Below are 17,456 nucleotides of genomic sequence, written 5' to 3'. Positions count from 1 at the left end.
GGACTAATCCGTCGCGATCGCGTTCAGGACGTTCATCCGTCCCGCCCTGAACGCCGGGATCAGCGCCGCGAACAGGCCCACGAAGGCCGAGGCCACGAACACCGTGATGATGGTCGGCCAGGGGATTTCCAGGACGCCCATGCCCTCAAGGGCGAGCAGTTTCTGGGCGGTCGTGCCCCAGCCCATGCCGAGCCCGAGGCCGAGCAGCGCGCCGAACAGGGCGATCACCACCGACTCCAGGCGGATCATCCGGCGCAGTTGCCGGCGCGAGAGGCCGATCGCCCGCATCAGGCCGATCTCCCGGGTCCGCTCGACCACCGACAGGGCCAGCGTGTTCACCACACCGAGCACCGCCACGATGATCGCGAGGGCGAGCAGGCCGTACACGATGTTCAGGAGCTGGCCGATCTGGTCCTTCAGGTCCTGCTTGAAGTCGGCCTGGTTCTGCACCTTGTACTGCGGATACGCCTTCAGCGAGTCCTTGAGGGACGCGTACGCCTCCTTGGCCTTGCCGTCGTCCGCCTTCGCGAACATGATCACGTTCTTGGGCATCCGGTCGGCGGGGACGTAGCTCGCGGCCGTCGTGATGCTGGTGTACATCGCGGCCTTGTCGACGTTGGTGTCGTCCGAGGTGATCGCCGCGACCTTCAGCCGGGCGGTCCCGCCGTCCTTGAAGGCGACGGTCATCGAGTCGCCGACCTTGACGTGGTGCGCCGTGGCGTAGGTGTCGCCGACCGACATCGCGTTCTTGCCGTACGCGGCGGCCAGGTCGCCGGAAACCACCTTGCGCCGCAGGTCCTGCTGGTACGTCGGGTCGGCGGCGATCAGGTTCTCGCCCTTGGAGGTGCTGCCGTCGGGGGCGGTCACCTTCGCGTCCATGTCCTTGTAGTTGGTGACGTGCTCGATGCCCGGGGTCTTCTTCAGGGCTTCGGCGGCCTGCGGCACGATCGGCTGGCCGGTGCCGGAGGACACGATGAAGTCCGCGCCGACCGACTTGTCGAGCTCGCTGGTGGCCGAGGCGACCATCGAGGAGCCGACCACCGAGAGGCACGCCACCAGGGCGAGGCCGATCATGAGGGCCGCGCCGGTCGCCCCGGTACGCCGCGGGTTGCGCAGCGCGTTGCGCTCGGCCATCCGCCCGACCGGGCCGAACATCCGCAGCACCAGGGCGCTGATCACCCGCACGACGCCGCCCGCGAGGAGCGGGCCGACGACCACGAAGCCGATCAGGGTGAGGACGACGCCGAGGCCGAGCAGGCCCGAACCGGCCGCCGCCTTCGATGAGTTGGCGCTGGCGAACAGGGCGGCGGTGCCCGCGCCGGTCAGGACCAGGCCGATGGCGGCCCGGATGGCGCCGGCCTTGCCGTCGGCCGGGGTGCCGGCGTCGCGCAGCGCGGCCATCGGCGAGATCTTCCCGGCCCGCCGGGCCGGGACGTAGGCGGCGACGACGGTCACCACGACACCGAGGGCCAGGCCGATCACGGGCGTCGTCCACTTGACGGTGAGGTCACCGGTGGACAGCTCCATCCCGATGGAGCCCATCAGCTTCATCAGGCCGACCGCGAGACCGACTCCCGCGCCCACACCGAGGATCGAGCCGAACACGCCGAGCAGCAGCGCCTCCAGGAGCACCGAGCGGTTGACCTGCTTGCGGCTGGAGCCGATCGCGCGCATCAGGCCGATCTCGCGGGTGCGCTGGGCGACCAGCATCGAGAACGTGTTGATGATCAGGAAGATGCCGACGAGGAAGGCGATCCCGGCGAAGCCGAGCATCGCGTACTTCATCACGTCGAGGAACGAGCCGACGCTGTCCCTACTGGCGTCCGCGGCCTCCTTCGCCGTCTGGAGCTTGTACGGGCCCGAGCCGAGCGCGGCCGCCACGTTCTGCTTGAGCTGGGTGTCGCTCACGCCGCTCGCCGCGGTGACGTTGATCTGGGTGAACTGGCCGGTGGCGCCCAGGAGTTCCTTCTGGGCGGTCGCGGTGTCGAAGTAGACGATGGCCGCGCCAGGGTTGGTCACCTTGAACGTGGCGATGCCGGTGATCTTGGCGGTGAAGTCGCCGGTGACGGCGATGGTGCGCAGCGAGTCGCCGATCTTGAGGTGGTGCTTGTCGGCGGTGTCGGCGTCGACCATCATCTCGGTCGGCCCGCGCGGGGCGTGCCCGGAGGTGATCTCCATCGCCTTGAGGTCGTTGTCGGTCCAGTTGCCGGCGATGGTCGGGGCGCCGGTGGAGGAGCCCATGTTCTCGTTCTTGGCGTTGACGACCGTGACGCTGGTGCTGCCGACGCCGCCCTCGGCCTTGCCCACGCCGGGCGCCTTCTCGACCCGCTGGATCAGGGATGCGGGCAGCGCGTCGGGCTTGCCGGTCCGCGAGGGGGCGCCGTCGTCGGAGGCCGACTTGGGGCTGACGGTGACGTCGGAGGAGGTCGCCGCGAACAGCTTGTCGAAGGTGGTGTTCATGGTGTCGGTGAACACGAGCGTGCCGCACACGAACGCCACCGAAAGCAGGACCGCGACGGCGGAGAGCGCCATCCGCCCCTTGTGCGCGAGGAAGTTGCGCATCGAGGTCTTGAACACGCTCACGAGGTCCGCCCCCGCGCGTCGAAATCCTTCATGCGGTCGAGGACCGCGTCCGCGGTCGGGCGGAACATCTCGTCCACGATGCGGCCGTCCGCGAGGTAGAGCACCCGGTCCGCGTACGAGGCGGCCACCGGGTCGTGGGTGACCATCACGATGGTCTGGCCCAGCTCGTCGACGGACTGGCGCAGGAAGCCAAGCACCTCGGCGCCGGCCCGCGAGTCCAGGTTCCCGGTCGGCTCGTCACCGAAGATGATCTCCGGCCGGGCCGCCAACGCCCGTGCCACGGCGACGCGTTGCTGCTGGCCGCCGGAGAGCTGGGTCGGCCGGTGCTTGAGGCGCCCCGCCAGGCCCACCGTCTCCACGACGCGCTCCAGCCACTTCGCGTCCGGCTTGCGGCCCGCGATGTCCATCGGCAGCGTGATGTTCTCCAGCGCGTTCAGCGTCGGCAGCAGGTTGAAGGCCTGGAAGATGAACCCGATCCGGTCCCGGCGCAGCTGGGTGAGCTTCTTGTCCTTGAGCCCGGTGATCTCGGTCTCGTCCAGGTAGATCTGGCCGCCGGTCACCGTGTCGAGCCCCGCCAGGCAGTGCATCAGCGTGGACTTGCCGGAACCCGAGGGGCCCATGATCGCGGTGAACTGGCCGCGGGCTATGTCGACATCGACATGGTCGAGGGCGACCACCCGGGTCTCCCCCGATCCGTACGCCTTCACGACCTGCCGCGCCCGGGCCGCGACCGCCGTGCGCCCTCCAGTGTCCCCGTGCCTGGGAATCGTCACAGCCGTTGTCACGGTAATTCTCCTAGGTCAATTTCAGCCAGTCGCTGACGTACGCATCGAGTGTCGGGCCATGCAGGGCCCCCGCGCCCTGGTGCCAGGCGCAGTCTTGAGGTGGGGCTTTCCCCACCCCCGGCCGCGCGCCTCGACGTAAAACCAAGGTAAGGACCGAAGGGATACCGCCACCTCCTCCGCCGGGACGAACGCCCCCTGCCCCCAAGTAGGGCCCGACCCTTAGGGGTCTCCACCCGTGGGCGGAGTGCGTGTCGGGGCCGCCTCCACCCCTGCCGCGACTCCAGGCCCGGGTGAGAAGGTGGGTCCCCCAGATGCATGCACAGTGAAGGGATCTCGGTGAGCGTCTCCGACGAAGCACCCGGCACCGGAGCGGCGATACCCGGCGCGGCACCGGACGCCGCCCCCACGCGCGGGCGCGGCCCGGTCGTCGCGGCCCTCATGATGGGCATGGCCCTGGCCGCCCTCGACGGCACCATCGTGTCGACGGCCGTCCCCCAGATCGTCGGCGACCTCGGCGGATTCGCCGTCTTCTCCTGGCTGTTCTCCGGCTATCTGCTCGCCGTGACCGTCACCTTGCCCGTCTACGGCAAGCTCTCCGACACCTTCGGCCGCAAGCCCGTCCTCATCGCCGGCGTCATCGTCTTCCTCACCGGCTCGGTGCTCTGCGCGTTCGCCTGGAACATGGCCGCGCTCATCGCCTTCCGCGTCGTGCAGGGCCTGGGCGGCGGCGCCCTCCAGGGCACCGTCCAGACGATCGCCGCCGACCTGTACCCGCTCAAGGAACGCCCCAAGATCCAGGCCAAGTTGTCCACGGTCTGGGCCGTCTCCGCGGTCGCCGGACCCGCCCTCGGCGGCCTCCTCGCCACGTACGCGGACTGGCGCTGGATCTTCCTCATCAACGTGCCCGTCGGCGCGGTCGCCCTCTATCTCGTCGTACGGCACTTCACCGAACCCGCCCGGCCGAGGCCCGCCGCCCGGCCCCGCATCGACTGGGCGGGCGCGCTGTGCGTCTTCGCCACCGGCGCCCTGCTGCTCACCGCGCTCGTCCAAGGCGGCGTCGCCTGGCCCTGGCTGTCGACGCCCTCACTCGCCCTGCTCGCGGGCAGCGCCGCGCTCGCGGCGCTCACCGTGTACGTGGAGCGCCGAGCCGCCGAGCCCGTCATACCCGGCTGGGTGTGGCGCCGGCGCACCATCGCCGCGGTCAACCTGGCGCTCGGCGGGCTCGGCCTGCTGATGGTCGCCCCGACCGTGTTCCTGCCCACCTACGCCCAGTCCGTCCTCGGCCTCAACCCCACCGCCGCCGGGTTCGTCCTGTCCGTGATGACGCTGAGCTGGCCGCTGTCCGCCGCGCTCTCCAGCCGCGTCTACACCCGCATCGGCTTCCGCAACTCCGCGATCACCGGCATCGCGCTGGCCGCGCTGATCCTCGCCGCCTTCCCGCTGCTGCCCTTCCCCGGCCGGGCCTGGCAGCCCGCGCTGCTCATGCTGCTGCTCGGCGGCGCGCTCGGCCTGTTCCAGCTCCCGCTGATCATCGGCGTCCAGTCGACGGTGGGCTGGGCCGAGCGCGGCACCACGACCGCGTCCGTGCTGTTCTGCCGCCAGGTCGGCCAGTCGGTCGGCGCGGCCCTGTTCGGCGCCATCGCCAACGCCACCCTCGCCGCCCGCCTGGCCCACGCCCCCATGCCGGGCCTGCCCGGCGACCTCGACTCCGTCTCGCACGCCCTGCAACACCCGGCGTCCCTGACCGCCGACGCCGCCGACTACCTGCGCCGGGCGGTGGCGAGCGCGGTCGGCCACGTCTACGTCGGCGCCGCGCTCGCCGCCGTCCTGTCCCTGCTGGTCCTGCTCTTCCTGGCCCCGCGCCGCTTCCCGGTCCTCGCCGAGCCCGACAAGGACCAACTCCCTTAGAGATAAGGCGAGTTGGCGGATCAGCCCTCGTCCGGCGTGCGGCCCGTCAACGTCGCCAGGCTGTTGCGCACGTGCGTCATGTGCGCCTGCACCTCCTCGCGGGCCCCGGCGTGCTCGCGCAGCAACCGCTCCGTCTCCGCCTCGATCCGCTCCTCGGCGGCGCGCGCCTCGGCCACCAGCTCGGCCGCCCGCTCCTCCGCGTCCTCCTGGTCGCGCCGCGCGCTCTCCTCGGCCTCGGCGAACGCGCGCCGCGCCTCCTCCAGGCCCGCCTCGGCGGCGGCGGTCAGCTCGGCGACGGAGGCGTCCAACTCGGCCTCCCGCGCGGCCCGTTCACGCTCGGCGGCTTCGAACGCCTCGGTGCACTCCTGTTCCTGCCCGGCCAGGAACTCCTCGCAGCGCCGGCGCATCTCGTCGAGCGCGTCGGCCGCCTCCTCACGCTGCTCCTTGGCCTCGACGCGGGCCGCGACCCGCAGCTCGTCCGCCTCGGTACGCGCCGCGAGCAGCGTCTGCTGCACCCACGCCTCGGCCGCCGCGAGCACCCCCTCGCTGTGCGCCCGCGCCGCGTCCCGGATCGCCCGGCCCGCCTCCTCGGCGGCACGCATCCGCCCGGCCGCCGCTTCCTCGGCCCCGGCCCGCAGCGCGTCCGCCTCCTCGACCGTCAACGCGAACAGCACCCCGGCGCGCCCGCCGAGGCCCTCGTACGTCTGCGGGGAGAGCGCCGTGACCTGCTCGCGCAGGACGGCCGCCTGGGCGCCCATCTCCTTGGCGAGCACGGTGAGCCGGGCCGCCCGCTCCCAGGCCGCGTCCCGCTCCTGCGAGGTCCGCGCCAGCGTCCGGTCGACCTGATCGGGACGGTAGCCACGGCCCCGGCTGTAGCCGAACGGCTCCGCCGACGGCGGCGGTGGCATCGATGCTGCGCTCATCCTGAAGCCTCTCCTTGGCACCCACGGGCGACCCGGCGTCCCCGTCCTGGCTGGTCGGCGCTCACTCACTCACCCTGATCGATCGAATCCTGACCGATCGAAGCGAAGTGGTCATAACGCGACACTCCGCCCACACCGCACGCCCAAGGATGCGCCAATTGGCGTCAGAAGCCGGAATCGCCCAGGTGACACACGCCAGAGGCGCCCACCGCGACCCGCACGGTGAGCGCCTCGGCACGGCGAAAGGCAACGGTCAGAGCAGCCCGTCCCAGAACTGCTCAAGCAGCACCGACCACCAGCTCTCCGGCGAGGCCAGGGCCGCCGGGTCCAGCGCCGCGAGCTGCGCCTGGAAGTCGACCGTCCAGCGGCCCGCCTGCTCGGGGTTGAGCCCGAACCGCAGCCGCCACATCCGGCCGAGCAGCGCCAGCGAGCGTACGAACTCGGGCAGCCCCGAGTTCACGAACTGCGGCGGCACCGACTGCCCGCCCGGCCCCGCCTCCACCGGCACCGCCACGATGTTCGCGGTCCCGTACTGGACACAGATCGCCCGCCCGAAGTCCGAGCCCATCACCAGGTACGAGCCCGCGTCCGCGGCCGGCTGCACACCGCGCTGCTGGGCGAGCTCGGCCAGCGTCGGCACCGGCTGCCCGGGCGCGGCCTGCGCCCAGAAGAACGGCCCGAAGTCCACCGGAAGACCCGCCCACACCAACGTGACCGCCACGACCTCCGGCACGCCCTGCCGCGACACCGCGCGCTGGTCGAAGCGGAACACGCCCTGCGGCCCGAACGCGCCCGCCAGCTCGTGCGCCACCCCCTCCGGCGGCAGCGGCGGCACCGGCTGCACCGCCGGGATCGGCGCCCGCACCGGCTGCGGCCTGGCCGGACCGTCCGCCACCTGCGCCAACTCGCCCTGGTGGGTGAGCAGATGCTGCACACCCTGCCGACGCGAGCCGTGATCCTTGCCGTACGGGGCGACATGCGTGATCCGCACCTGCGGCCACTGCTCACGGATCATCCGCGCGCAGTAACCGCCCGGAAGCTCGCACGACTCCAGCTCCGTGTGCAGTTCGAGCACATGGTCGGCGGGCACGTTCATCGCCCGCAGCTCATGGAAGATCTGCCACTCCGGGTGCGGAATGCCCGGCGCCGAACGGCGGATGAGCTGCTGCTCGGACCCGTCGGGCGCGCGGTAGCGCAGCACCGCCTGATAACCCGGGCCGACCGTCGGCGGCCCCGCCGGGGGCTGCTGCGGATAGCCGTACGCGGGCGACGCCTGCGGTACGGGACCACCCGGCGGCATGCCGGGAGGACCGGGCGGCATCGGAGCACCCGGGCCACCGGGACCCATCTGCGCGGGCCCCGCCAGCATCGTCGCCGCCTGGTGCACGCCGCCACCGGGAGCACCGGGCGCACCCGGAACCGCGGGCGGCTGCGGGCCACCGGGCGGACCGGGCGGCATGGGCGCGCCGGGAGCGCCCGGGGCTCCGGGCGGGCCGGGCGGCATCGGGGCACCAGGAGTGCCGGGCGCCCCAGGAGGACCGGGAGGCACCGGGCCACCGGGACCGCCGGGGCCCATTTGGCTCGGGTCCGCGAACATCGTCGCGGCATAGTGCACCCCGCCGGGCGGGGTGCCGGGCGCACCGGGCGGGCCCGGAGGCATCGGGGCGCCGGGGGCGCCCGGAGGGCCCGGAGGCGCCGGAACGCCCTGGCCACCCTGGCTGGCCGGGCCCAGCTGACTCGGGTCCGCGAACATCGTGGCCGCCTGGTGCACCCCGCCCTGCGCGGGCGGCGGTGTCGGCGGGCCGGGCGGCTGGGCGCCCTCGGGGCCAAGGTGTGAGACCAGCTGCGTCGGCAGATAACCGCCCGCGGGCGCACCCGGCGGCGGAGTCGAACCCGGCGCGGGCGGCGGCACCGGCGCGCCCGGACGGGCACCCGGAGTACCCGGCGCACCGGGCGGCGGCGGAGTCGTCGAAACCCCGCCGCGCGCGGCCCGCGCACCCGGCGGCGGCCCGACCGCCTTGCTGGTGGCCGCGTCCGCGATGTCCCCGGCGCCCGAAGACGCGGGGCCGGTGGAGCGGGCGGGCGGGACGGGAGCGGGCGCGACCGGCGGCGGGGTCGACCCCGCCGGCGGCCCGGCCTGCGGGTCGAGCGCCGGCGCAAGGGCCGTCGGCGGAAGCTGACTGCCCCCCGCCATCAGCGCGGTCTTCGCCTCGGGCAGCGCCCTCGGCGGGGCCGCGTCCTCCTCGTCCGAACCGGACAGCGCGGGCGCGAACACCGTCGCGGGCAGCGGCACCGAACCGTCGTCCGAACCGGCGTTGGTGTCCGTCCCCGCCCAGGGCGTGGCCCCGGCAGGAGTCCCGGCGGCCGGACCGCCCTCCGAGGCGGCGGGCGCCGGCCACGCGGGCTCGGGAGCAGCGGGAGCGGGGGCGCCGGGAGCCGCCCCGGCACCGGGCACACCGGCACCCTGAGAAACACCGGCCCCCTGCGACGCACCGGAACCAGCGCCCTGAGAGGCACCCGAAGCGGCGCCCTCGCCCCGCCGGTCCGGAATCCCCAGCTTGTCCGCCGCCTCCTGCAACCACTCCGGCGGACTCAGCAGGAACGACGTCTGGTTCAGATCGATCCGCGCCGGGGGCTCCGGCGCGGGCGGCGCGCCCTCGGGCACCCCGTACTCCTCCTCGTACCGGCGGATCACCTCACCCACCGGCAGCGCCGGCCACAGCGACGCCTCGCCGCTGTCCCGGGCGATCACCAGACGCTGCGCGCCACCACCGCCCGAAGGCCCGTTCTCGCGGTCCTCCGCCCACACCACGAAACCCAGCTCGAACTCCCGCACCCGCACCTCACGGTGCTGATACGCGGGCACATCGCCGTTGATCCACTCTTCCGCGCGCTCCTGCGCCTGAGCGAAAGTCACCATCGGCCGGCTCACTCCCCTACCGAGGTCGTCTCGACGGCGCGCGCGAAGCCGCCGTCCACCATCAGGTTCGCCACGGTCTCCAGCTCCGGCGGATTGCCCGCGAGCCGCGCCAGGAACGCATCGAAATCGTCCCCACAGGGCAGCAGCAGCTGCTCCACCCGCTCGTGCACGCTCAGCCCGTCCCGGTCCCGCGCGTCGTCGTACGCGCAGAACCACACCGAACCGACCGCCGAACCCCGCACCTTCACCGCGAGGATCCCGCCCTGGACGAACGCGACGCCCAGATAGTCCTTGGTGAGGTGATCACGCAGACACTTGTTGATGTACACCAGGTCATTGACCGCGGCCTCCTCACGCACCGTGAAGAACGGCTGGTCCACCAGGAGCCCCAGCTCGGCGTCGAGCGCCGCACCCACCGGGGCACAACCCCCCGCCGCCTTCAGGAACGACCGGTAGGCACCCGGCAGCCGGTACCCCAAGTCCTCCTCCACACCCAGGAGTTGGGACTCCGTCACCGACACCGAACCCTTCGGCAGACCGAAATGCGCGGGCCGCGTCTCCTGCAGCGGACGCGTACCCCGCTTGCCGTGCTCGACCTGCGCCGTCGCGAGACCGCCGTAATGCCGCAGCAGCGCCTTCACCTCGACCGGCACCAGTTCGAGACGGCGGCCGCCCGGCACGTGATGCCACGTCCAGCCGTGCGGCGTCGCCACCGGAGCGATCGTGTCCCACAGCTCGTGGCCCGCCGCGGCCAGTGCCGCGTTCGCCGACACGTAGTCGGTCAGCCGGAGCTCGTCCACCCCGAAACCCTCGGGCGGCTCCGCGATCTCCGCCGCCGCACGGGCGTACGCCGAGAAAACCGGGAAGCCGTTCTCGTCCACCCGCACCCCTCTGGGATGCCGGGAGGCCCGGACCGGATCCGGGAAGTGCACGACCTGCCCGGCATAGGCCGCGTTCGGTGGCGCGGCATGCTGCCCGAGCCGACCTGTCGTCATGGCGGTTGCCCCCTGCTGCGTGCTCTGCGTCTGGCTGGTGAGGACCAGACTATGCGGTGAGGCAATACCGGGTCCCGGCCCCGCATATCGGTCACCAACCGTCACAGCCGCATCACCCTGCGCCCGCGACGCGCGGCTTATCACGCCCCAGCTTCCGTACCAGTACGCACATTTGGCAGGCTGTCCCCGCAACTCGGGGGCGCTGACACGTGCGGCTGAAGCCGCGGCCAGTGGGAGGAACACAGCACCATGCACACCGCACCAGGCGAAACATCAGCAACAAGCGCGATAAATGAGACACCGGGCGACCCACGCCTGGGGTGGAGCGCCACGACCACCACCGCCGCACCCTTACTCCGCCACCGCCGCGACGGCATCCTCCCCGCCATCGCCGCCGCCCTCTCCGTACGCGGCGAAACCCTCACCTGCACCGCCGGCAAGGGCGAACAGCCACCGATCCTGCACACCCTCGTACAGGACTACCTCGACACCCTCACCAGCAGCCAACGCGAACGCTTCACCGGCCGCTGCCCCGAAGCCATCCTGCTCTCCCGACACCTGACCGCCGTCGAAACAGGACGCTCCAAACGCGCCCAGCGCAAACCCCTCACCCACGGCGAGGCCCGCCGCGCCCTCAAACACGCCAAACTCACCGCCCGCCGCATACGCGAGGACGGCGACCCCCTCCACGGCAGCTACGCACCCCCCTGCCGCTCCTGCACCGCCCTGCTCGACCACTTCGGCGTCCGCAGCGTCGAACCCTGAGCCGACCCCACTACCAAAACCTCACGGAAAGGCCGCGGCCGATGCCGGACATCTCCACCACCCGCTTCCCCGTCCCCGTCGACGCCGCGCTGCGCACCGCCGGCTGGCAGCCCGGCCGCTGGGACATCCGCCAGGCCGAAGCCTGGGCCGACGTCCTGCGCGGCCACACCTCGCCCGCAGGACACCGCCACACCGTCTTCCCCGCCGCCGTCGAAGCCTGGGCCGAATTCGGCGGCCTCAGCCTCACCGCCCCGGGCCCCGGCCGCCGCAACGCCCCCGCCGCCCTGCGCTTCGACCCCCTCGCCGGCCTCCACCTCGCCCGCACCCTCGCCGACCTCGGCCGCGCCCTCGAAACCGACATCGCCCCCCTCGGCGAAGAAGGCGACCAACAGGCCGTACTGGCCATCGACACCGAAGGCCGCGTCTACTCCCTCGACCACACCGGCGACTGGTACCTCGGCCCCGACATCGACCACGCCCTGAACACCCTGCTCACGGGCACCCAGCCAATCCGCCTGACATCGGGCTGACCCGAACCCCGGACCTGGCCAGCCGCGCCCCAACAGGATGGTGCTGGGCCGGACCGGCATCTTCAGCCCGTCCTCAATCTCCCCCCCCTGGCCCTTAAGGCCTTGGGGGAGATTGAGGACGAGCGCCCTTAAGGCGCGAACGGGGGTCTGAGGGCGGAGCCCCCAGGGCCAGGGTGGGGGCGCACCCGGGGTCTGGGGCGGAGCCCCAGGGACGCTACGACACAACCGGAGCCCGGTCCGGCAGCACCGCCGACACCCGGAACCCACCCGCATCCGTCGCCCCCGACACGAACACCCCGCCCAGCGCCGTCACCCGCTCCCGCATCCCCACCAGACCATTGCCGCCGGACGGCAACCCCGCATCCTCCGTAACCCCGTCCGCAGGACCGTTCTCCACCTGCATCGCCACCTCGGCCTCACGCCGAGCCAGCCGCACCATCACCTTCGCGCCCGCCGCATGCTTGTGCACATTGGTCAGCGCCTCCTGGACCACCCGGTACGCCGTCTGCTCCACCAGCGCGTCATACCCGCGCACCTCCCCCTGCACCATCAGCTCCACCACCATCCCGGCCTCCCGGGACTGCCCCACCAACGCCTCGATGTCCGCCAGACACGGCCCCTCCTCCGCGGCAGCGGCGGCAGCCGCGGCAGCCACCCCCACCGCCGCCAACGGCACCGGATCCACCCGCACCGCCACCGGCTGCTGATCCGCAGCCCGCAACACCCCGAGCATCTCCCGCAACTCCGTCAACGCCTGCCGCCCCATGTCACCGACCAGCGCCGCGTTCTTCACCGCCTTCTCCGGATCCTTACGCGCCACCGCCTGCAACGCCGCCGCGTGCACCACCATCAACGACACCCGGTGCGCCACCACGTCATGCATCTCCCGGGCAATCCGCGTCCGCTCCTCCGTACGCGCCCACTCCGCCCGCTCCTCGGCCCGGTCCGCGAGCAGCGACAACTCCCGCTCCAACGAATCCGCCCGCTCCCGCAACGACTCCATCAACCGCCGCCGCGCCCCTATATACAACCCGTACAGCAGCGGCGGACCCGTGATCCCGAGCGACATCACCAGCGACACCAGCGGCACGTACCAGCGCCCCGGGTCGTAATCACCCCGCGCCACGCTCTGATGCATCCGCACGAACGTGACGATGAAGGTCCCCGCCACCGACATCCCCGCCAGCGCCGCCGTGATCCGGCGCGGCACATCCGACGCGGCCAGCGTGTACAGCCCCACCACGCTCAGAATGAAGCCCATGCTGGCCGGCGTCACCGCGATCGACACCAGCACCACGGCGATCGGCCACCGCCGCCGAAGCACCAACGACGCCCCCGCGGCAAGCCCGAGCAACACCCCGGCCGGCACGGGCAACCCCGCGTCCCCCGCGAAACTCACACCCTCCAGCGCACACTCCAGCGCGGAGATCACCCCGAGCAGCACATCCAGCACCGCGCTGCGCCTGCGTTCCCACCACCACCAGCCACGGGAGGTCAACCCCGTGGCTTCCTGGTAAGCCCCCGTTGCGGTCATAGCACCCAGACTACGGGCGAGCGCGAACGTTTTTCCGTCGGCGTGCGCAGCACGAAATCCCCTCGAACACGCCAGAAATCGTCGATCATCCCCTGATGTAGTGAATCGACCGCCTATTCGAGCGGACATCCGCATTCCGGACGAGCGTGTCCGTATGACATCGACCACACCCGGCAAATACGCCGACTTCGAGGCCCTGCGCGAGCAGGCCGTCGCCCTGCGCCGAGAAGGCCTCAGCCGCCGCCAGATCCGCGACCGCCTGTTCGTCGACAACAACGACCTCCTGAACCGCCTCCTGAACGGCGAACCGGCCCCCGAGTGGACCAAGCGCCCCAACGCCAAGGACGACCTCCGCGACCGGGCGAGAGAGCTCCGCTCGCAGGGCATGACGTACGACCAGATCCAGGTCGAGCTCGGCTGCTCGAAGAGCTCTATATCCCTGTGGGTCCGCGACCTCCCCAAGCCGGACCGCACCCGCACCCCGGAGGAGGCCTCGGCCATAGCCCGACGGGGCTGGGAGGCGACGCTTCAGCGGCGCGAGGAGGAGCGGCAGGCGACCAAGCAACGCGCAGCGGACGAGATCGGCACCATGACCGACCGCGAGCTCTTCCTGATCGGCGTCGGGCTCTACTGGGCGGAGGGGACCAAGGACAAGCCGCACGCTCGTAGGGAGCGGGTCGCCTTCGTGAACAGCGACCCGGACATGGTCCTGCTCTTCCTGGCTTGGCTCCGGCTACTCGGCGTCGAACCGCACCGCCTGAAGTTCCACCTCATGATCCACGAATCGGCCGACGTGCAAGGAGCAGAGCGGTACTGGGCAGACTTGGTCCAGACGGACCTCGCCCACTTCGGCAAGACAACCCTGAAGAAGCACAACGCCAAGACGGTTCGCAAGAACGTGAACGAGGCTTATCGGGGTTGCCTGGTCATCCACGTCCAGCAAAGCGCCGACCTCTACCGTCGCATCGAGGGCTGGTGGTGCGGCATAGTAGTCGGCAGCGTTTCGAGCGAAGGGCGACCTTCTGCTCCATGACGCGTGTTCCGCCGTAGTGTAATTGGCAGCACGGCACCCTTTGGAGGTGTTCGGTCTAGGTTCGAGTCCTAGCGGCGGAGCTGCCCTACTTTGTCGGGTCCTGACTGCACCAGTCAGGACCCGCCGCGTTTTCCGGGCCACCCACCCCGATTTCATCCGCGAAACCCCCCGGTATCCTTCGGGTGTCCACCCCCCGAAGCCGAAGGGCACCTCCGTGAGCGCAACCCGCCCGGCCGCCGTCGTCGTCCTCGCCGCGGGTGAGGGCACCCGCATGAAGTCGGCCACTCCCAAGGTTCTGCACGAGATCTGCGGGCGCTCGCTCGTCGGCCATGTCGTGGCGGCCGCTCGTGAGCTGGACCCCCAGCACCTCGTCGTGGTCGTGGGCCACGCCCGCGAGCAGGTGTCCGCCCACCTCGGCGCGATCGACGCCGAGGTGCGCACCGCGGTCCAGTACGAGCAGAACGGCACCGGCCACGCCGTCCGGATGGCGCTGGAGGAGCTGGGCCAGACCATCGAGGGCACGGTCGTCGTGGTGTGCGGCGACACCCCGCTGCTGACCGGCGCGACGCTGGCGGAGCTGACCCGTACGCACGAGGCGGACCGCAACGCGGTCACCGTGCTGACCGCCGAGGTCGCCGACTCCACGGGCTACGGCCGCATCGTGCGGGACAACGTCTCGGGTGCGGTCACCGCGATCGTCGAGCACAAGGACGCGAGCGAGGCGCAGCGCGCGATTCGTGAGATCAATTCGGGTGTGTTCGCGTTCGACGGCGCGTTGTTGGCGGATGCGTTGGGGAAGGTGCGGACGGACAACAGTCAGGGTGAGGAGTATCTGACTGATGTGCTGGGGATTCTGCGTGAGGCGGGGCATCGGGTCGGTGCGTCGTTGGCGGGGGATTTCCGGGAGATTCTGGGGATCAACAATCGGGTGCAGTTGGCCGAGGCGCGTCGTTTGTTGAATGACCGGTTGCTGGAGCGGGCGATGCTCGCGGGTGTGACGGTGGTGGATCCGGCGTCGACGTTCGTCGATGTTCAGGTGACTTTCGAGCAGGATGCCGTGGTGCTTCCCGGTACTCAGCTGCTGGGGACGACTCATCTGTCTTCGGGTGCCGAGGTGGGTCCCAATTCGCGTCTGACGAACACGGTCGTGGGCCGGGACGCTCGGCTCGACAATGCGGTGGCGTACGACTCGGAGGTGGGTGAGGGTGCGACGGTCGGCCCGTACGCCTATCTGCGGCCGGGTACGCGCCTCGGGGTGAAGGCCAAGATCGGTACGTACGTCGAGACGAAGAACGCGACGATCGGTGAGGGGACGAAGGTTCCGCATCTGTCGTACGTGGGGGACGCGACGATCGGTGAGTTCACGAACATCGGCGCGGCCAGTGTGTTTGTGAATTACGACGGTGAGGCCAAGCATCACACGACGATCGGCTCGCACTGCAAGACGGGTTCGGACAACATGTTTGTTGCTCCTGTCACAGTGGGGGACGGTGCTTACACCGCTGCGGGTTCGGTGATCACGAAGGATGTGCCGCCGGGTTCGTTGGCTGTCGCCCGTGGCCAGCAGCGGAATATTGAGGGTTGGGTGGAGCGCAAGCGTCCGGGAAGTGCTGCCGCGCAGGCTGCTCAGGCTGCGGCCGAGCAGTCGAGCGGGGAGAACTGACCGGATCCGGGCGCGTCTTTCACGGCGTACCGTGATAGATGCGACAGGTGCACATATTCGGCTGGCTCGCCGCGACAGGGACCGCGCGGGTGCAGCGGCATCGAACACGTCTGAGGAGACTGTGCTGTGACCGGGATCAAGACGACCGGCGAGAAGAAGTTGATGCTCTTCTCCGGCCGCGCCCACCCCGAGCTGGCCGAGGAGGTTGCGCACCAGTTGGGTGTGGGCCTCGTGCCGACGAAGGCCTTCGACTTCGCGAACGGTGAGATCTACGTTCGTTTTCAGGAGTCGGCGCGTGGTGCGGACTGCTTCCTGATCCAGAGCCACACGGCTCCGATCAATAAGTGGATCATGGAGCAGCTCATCATGATCGACGCGCTGAAGCGCGCGTCGGCCCGCTCGATCACGGTGATCGTGCCGTCCTACGGCTATGCCCGTCAGGACAAGAAGCACAAGGGCCGTGAGCCGATCTCGGCGCGTCTGGTGGCCGATCTGCTGAAGACGGCGGGTGCGGACCGCATCCTCACCGTCGACCTGCACACGGACCAGATCCAGGGCTTCTTCGACGGTCCGGTGGACCACCTCACCGCGCTGCCGGTGCTGGCGGACTACGTGGGTGCGAAGGTCGACCGCTCGAAGCTGACGATCGTGTCTCCGGACGCGGGTCGTGTGCGGGTCGCCGACCGTTGGTGCGATCGTCTGGACGCGCCGCTCGCCATCGTGCACAAGCGTCGTGACAAGGACGTCGCCAACACGGTGACGGTGCACGAGGTCGTCGGTGATGTGAAGGGCCGCGTCTGTGTCCTGGTCGACGACATGATCGACACGGGTGGCACGATCTGCGCCGCTGCCGATGCGCTGTTCGCGCACGGTGCGGAGGACGTCATCGTGACGGCGACGCACGGCATCCTGTCGGGTCCGGCCGCGGACCGTCTGAAGAACTCCAAGGTGAGCGAGTTCGTGTTCACGAACACGCTGCCGGATCCGTCGGATCTGGAGCTCGACAAGATCACGGTGCTTTCGATCGCTCCGTCGATCGCCCGCGCGGTGCGCGAGGTCTTCGAGGACGGCTCGGTGACGAGTCTGTTCGAGGAGAACTAGCTTGTAGTTGTTGGGAGTTGGGGCCGCGTCCGGTTTCGGGCGCGGCCCCTTCTTCATGCTCTGGTGGGTGTGGCCCGTAGCGCGTCGACGGCGATTCTGGCGGCGCGTCCGATGGCGGCGTCGGCGGCGGGCAGGGTGGCGGCGGTGGAGGCGGCGCGGGTGAAGGCGGCGACGGCGTAGCGCCCTCCGTCGGGGTATTCGACGACGCCGGCTTCGTGGCGGAGCGTGGGCAGGGTGCCGGTTTTGCCGCTGACGTGTACGTCGTCGAAGGGGAAGCCGGAGGCGAGGCGGTGGCTCCAGGCCTGGACGCCGAGGATGGCGCGTAGTTCGTCGGCCCAGGGTTCTTGGCAGAGCTCGTCGCGCCAGATGGCGGCGAGGAGGGCGCAGATTTCTCGGGGGGTGGAGCGGTTGGTGCGGGTGGGGTCGAGGACGGTGAGGCGGGCGACGGCGGCGGGGTCGACGAGGGCTGCGGGGCCGCTGCGGCCGGTGTCGGTGACCATCGTGGCGTAGAGGGCGGCCTGGTTGTGGACGGCGATGGTGCGGGTGAGTCCGAGGGCGTTCATGGTGGCGTTGACGGTGTCGAGGCCGAGGTGGTCCCAGAGGAGGTCGGCGGCGGCGTTGTCGCTGACGGCGATGGCGAGGGAGGCGAGGTCGCGCAGGGAGAGGCGGGCGGCGTCGCGCATGACGGCGAGGCCGGTGGGGCCGGGGGCGCGCCC

13 protein-coding genes and 1 tRNA gene are annotated in these 17,456 nt (G+C 71.0%); 7 read left to right on the top strand and 7 right to left on the bottom strand.

Annotation, left to right across the window (positions count from 1 at the left end):
* Positions 1–3: 3 nt before the first annotated feature.
* Together ADK54_RS09050 and ADK54_RS09045 are read right to left on the bottom strand one after the other, a co-directional pair.
* On the bottom strand, positions 4–2,583 hold the full coding sequence (locus ADK54_RS09050; protein WP_053725032.1) for an ABC transporter permease: 2,580 nt from the start codon (positions 2,581–2,583) through the stop codon (positions 4–6).
* Positions 2,580–3,368, bottom strand: coding sequence for an ABC transporter ATP-binding protein (locus ADK54_RS09045; RefSeq protein WP_053725031.1), 789 nt, complete (start codon positions 3,366–3,368; stop codon positions 2,580–2,582). The genes ADK54_RS09050 and ADK54_RS09045 overlap by 4 nt, the downstream gene beginning before the upstream one ends.
* Positions 3,369–3,683: 315 nt before the next feature.
* On the opposite strand from ADK54_RS09045, the gene ADK54_RS09040 reads away from it, so the two are divergent.
* The gene (locus tag ADK54_RS09040; RefSeq protein ID WP_053725030.1) at positions 3,684–5,276 is read left to right on the top strand and encodes an MFS transporter; all 1,593 of its coding nucleotides are present in this window, start codon (positions 3,684–3,686) and stop codon (positions 5,274–5,276) included.
* Positions 5,277–5,296: 20 nt separating this feature from the next.
* Here ADK54_RS09040 and ADK54_RS09035 read toward each other — a convergent pair whose 3' ends face one another.
* The 3 genes from ADK54_RS09035 to ADK54_RS09025 all read right to left on the bottom strand — a co-directional run bounded on the left by ADK54_RS09035 (position 5,297) and on the right by ADK54_RS09025 (position 10,114).
* Positions 5,297–6,199, bottom strand: a complete 903-nt coding sequence (locus tag ADK54_RS09035; protein ID WP_199826908.1) for a cellulose-binding protein — start codon at positions 6,197–6,199, stop codon at positions 5,297–5,299.
* Positions 6,200–6,452: 253 nt separating this feature from the next.
* Complete coding sequence (locus tag ADK54_RS09030) at positions 6,453–9,119, bottom strand: SUKH-4 family immunity protein (protein ID WP_053725028.1); 2,667 nt, start codon at positions 9,117–9,119, stop codon at positions 6,453–6,455.
* An 8-nt stretch (positions 9,120–9,127) separates the two neighbouring features.
* Positions 9,128–10,114, bottom strand: a complete 987-nt coding sequence (locus ADK54_RS09025) for an SMI1/KNR4 family protein (RefSeq protein ID WP_078966231.1) — start codon at positions 10,112–10,114, stop codon at positions 9,128–9,130.
* 249 nt (positions 10,115–10,363) lie between these two features.
* On the opposite strand from ADK54_RS09025, the gene ADK54_RS09020 reads away from it, so the two are divergent.
* Together ADK54_RS09020 and ADK54_RS09015 are read left to right on the top strand one after the other, a co-directional pair.
* Positions 10,364–10,879 (top strand): YwqJ-related putative deaminase, encoded by a 516-nt coding sequence (locus ADK54_RS09020; RefSeq protein WP_053725026.1) that lies wholly within the window; start codon positions 10,364–10,366, stop codon positions 10,877–10,879.
* A 41-nt stretch (positions 10,880–10,920) separates the two neighbouring features.
* On the top strand, positions 10,921–11,409 hold the full coding sequence (locus ADK54_RS09015) for an SUKH-3 domain-containing protein (RefSeq protein ID WP_053725025.1): 489 nt from the start codon (positions 10,921–10,923) through the stop codon (positions 11,407–11,409).
* A 214-nt stretch (positions 11,410–11,623) separates the two neighbouring features.
* Here ADK54_RS09015 and ADK54_RS09010 read toward each other — a convergent pair whose 3' ends face one another.
* Complete coding sequence (locus ADK54_RS09010) at positions 11,624–12,943, bottom strand: sensor histidine kinase (RefSeq protein ID WP_053725024.1); 1,320 nt, start codon at positions 12,941–12,943, stop codon at positions 11,624–11,626.
* Positions 12,944–13,097: 154 nt separating this feature from the next.
* Here ADK54_RS09010 and ADK54_RS09005 point away from each other — a divergent pair, with 154 nt between their 5' ends.
* The 4 genes from ADK54_RS09005 (at position 13,098) to ADK54_RS08990 (ending at position 16,740) form a co-directional block, all read left to right on the top strand.
* A complete protein-coding gene (locus tag ADK54_RS09005; RefSeq protein ID WP_053725023.1) occupies positions 13,098–13,976 on the top strand; it encodes a hypothetical protein in 879 nt (292 codons plus the stop codon).
* A gap of 7 nt (positions 13,977–13,983) precedes the next feature.
* Positions 13,984–14,056: transfer RNA gene (locus tag ADK54_RS09000), tRNA-Gln, on the top strand.
* Between the two features lie 134 nt (positions 14,057–14,190).
* A complete protein-coding gene (gene glmU / locus ADK54_RS08995; protein ID WP_053725022.1) occupies positions 14,191–15,639 on the top strand; it encodes a bifunctional UDP-N-acetylglucosamine diphosphorylase/glucosamine-1-phosphate N-acetyltransferase GlmU in 1,449 nt (482 codons plus the stop codon).
* A gap of 126 nt (positions 15,640–15,765) precedes the next feature.
* Entirely contained in the window at positions 15,766–16,740 is a 975-nt protein-coding gene (locus ADK54_RS08990; RefSeq protein ID WP_053725021.1) for a ribose-phosphate diphosphokinase, read from the top strand.
* A gap of 53 nt (positions 16,741–16,793) precedes the next feature.
* Here ADK54_RS08990 and ADK54_RS08985 read toward each other — a convergent pair.
* A partial coding sequence (locus tag ADK54_RS08985; protein WP_053725020.1) for a serine hydrolase occupies positions 16,794–17,456 on the bottom strand: 663 nt, incomplete at its 5' end.

This window comes from Streptomyces sp. WM6378 (genome assembly GCF_001279695.1).
Lineage (GTDB): Bacteria > Actinomycetota > Actinomycetes > Streptomycetales > Streptomycetaceae > Streptomyces.
Note: the sequence above shows the minus strand (reverse complement) of the source record. Positions and strands in the feature narration are given on the sequence as shown.

Excerpts from the sequence above, each read along its gene's own strand:
- ADK54_RS09035 (WP_199826908.1), bottom strand. The coding sequence starts at position 6,199 with ATGAGCGCAGCATCGATGCCACCGCCGCCGTCGGCGGAGCCGTTCGGC.
- ADK54_RS09020 (WP_053725026.1), top strand. The coding sequence starts at position 10,364 with ATGCACACCGCACCAGGCGAAACATCAGCAACAAGCGCGATAAATGAG.
- ADK54_RS09040 (WP_053725030.1), top strand. The coding sequence starts at position 3,684 with ATGCACAGTGAAGGGATCTCGGTGAGCGTCTCCGACGAAGCACCCGGC.
- ADK54_RS09025 (WP_078966231.1), bottom strand. The coding sequence starts at position 10,114 with ATGACGACAGGTCGGCTCGGGCAGCATGCCGCGCCACCGAACGCGGCC.
- ADK54_RS09010 (WP_053725024.1), bottom strand. The coding sequence starts at position 12,943 with ATGACCGCAACGGGGGCTTACCAGGAAGCCACGGGGTTGACCTCCCGT.
- ADK54_RS09030 (WP_053725028.1), bottom strand. The coding sequence starts at position 9,119 with ATGGTGACTTTCGCTCAGGCGCAGGAGCGCGCGGAAGAGTGGATCAAC.
- ADK54_RS09005 (WP_053725023.1), top strand. The coding sequence starts at position 13,098 with ATGACATCGACCACACCCGGCAAATACGCCGACTTCGAGGCCCTGCGC.
- ADK54_RS09015 (WP_053725025.1), top strand. The coding sequence starts at position 10,921 with ATGCCGGACATCTCCACCACCCGCTTCCCCGTCCCCGTCGACGCCGCG.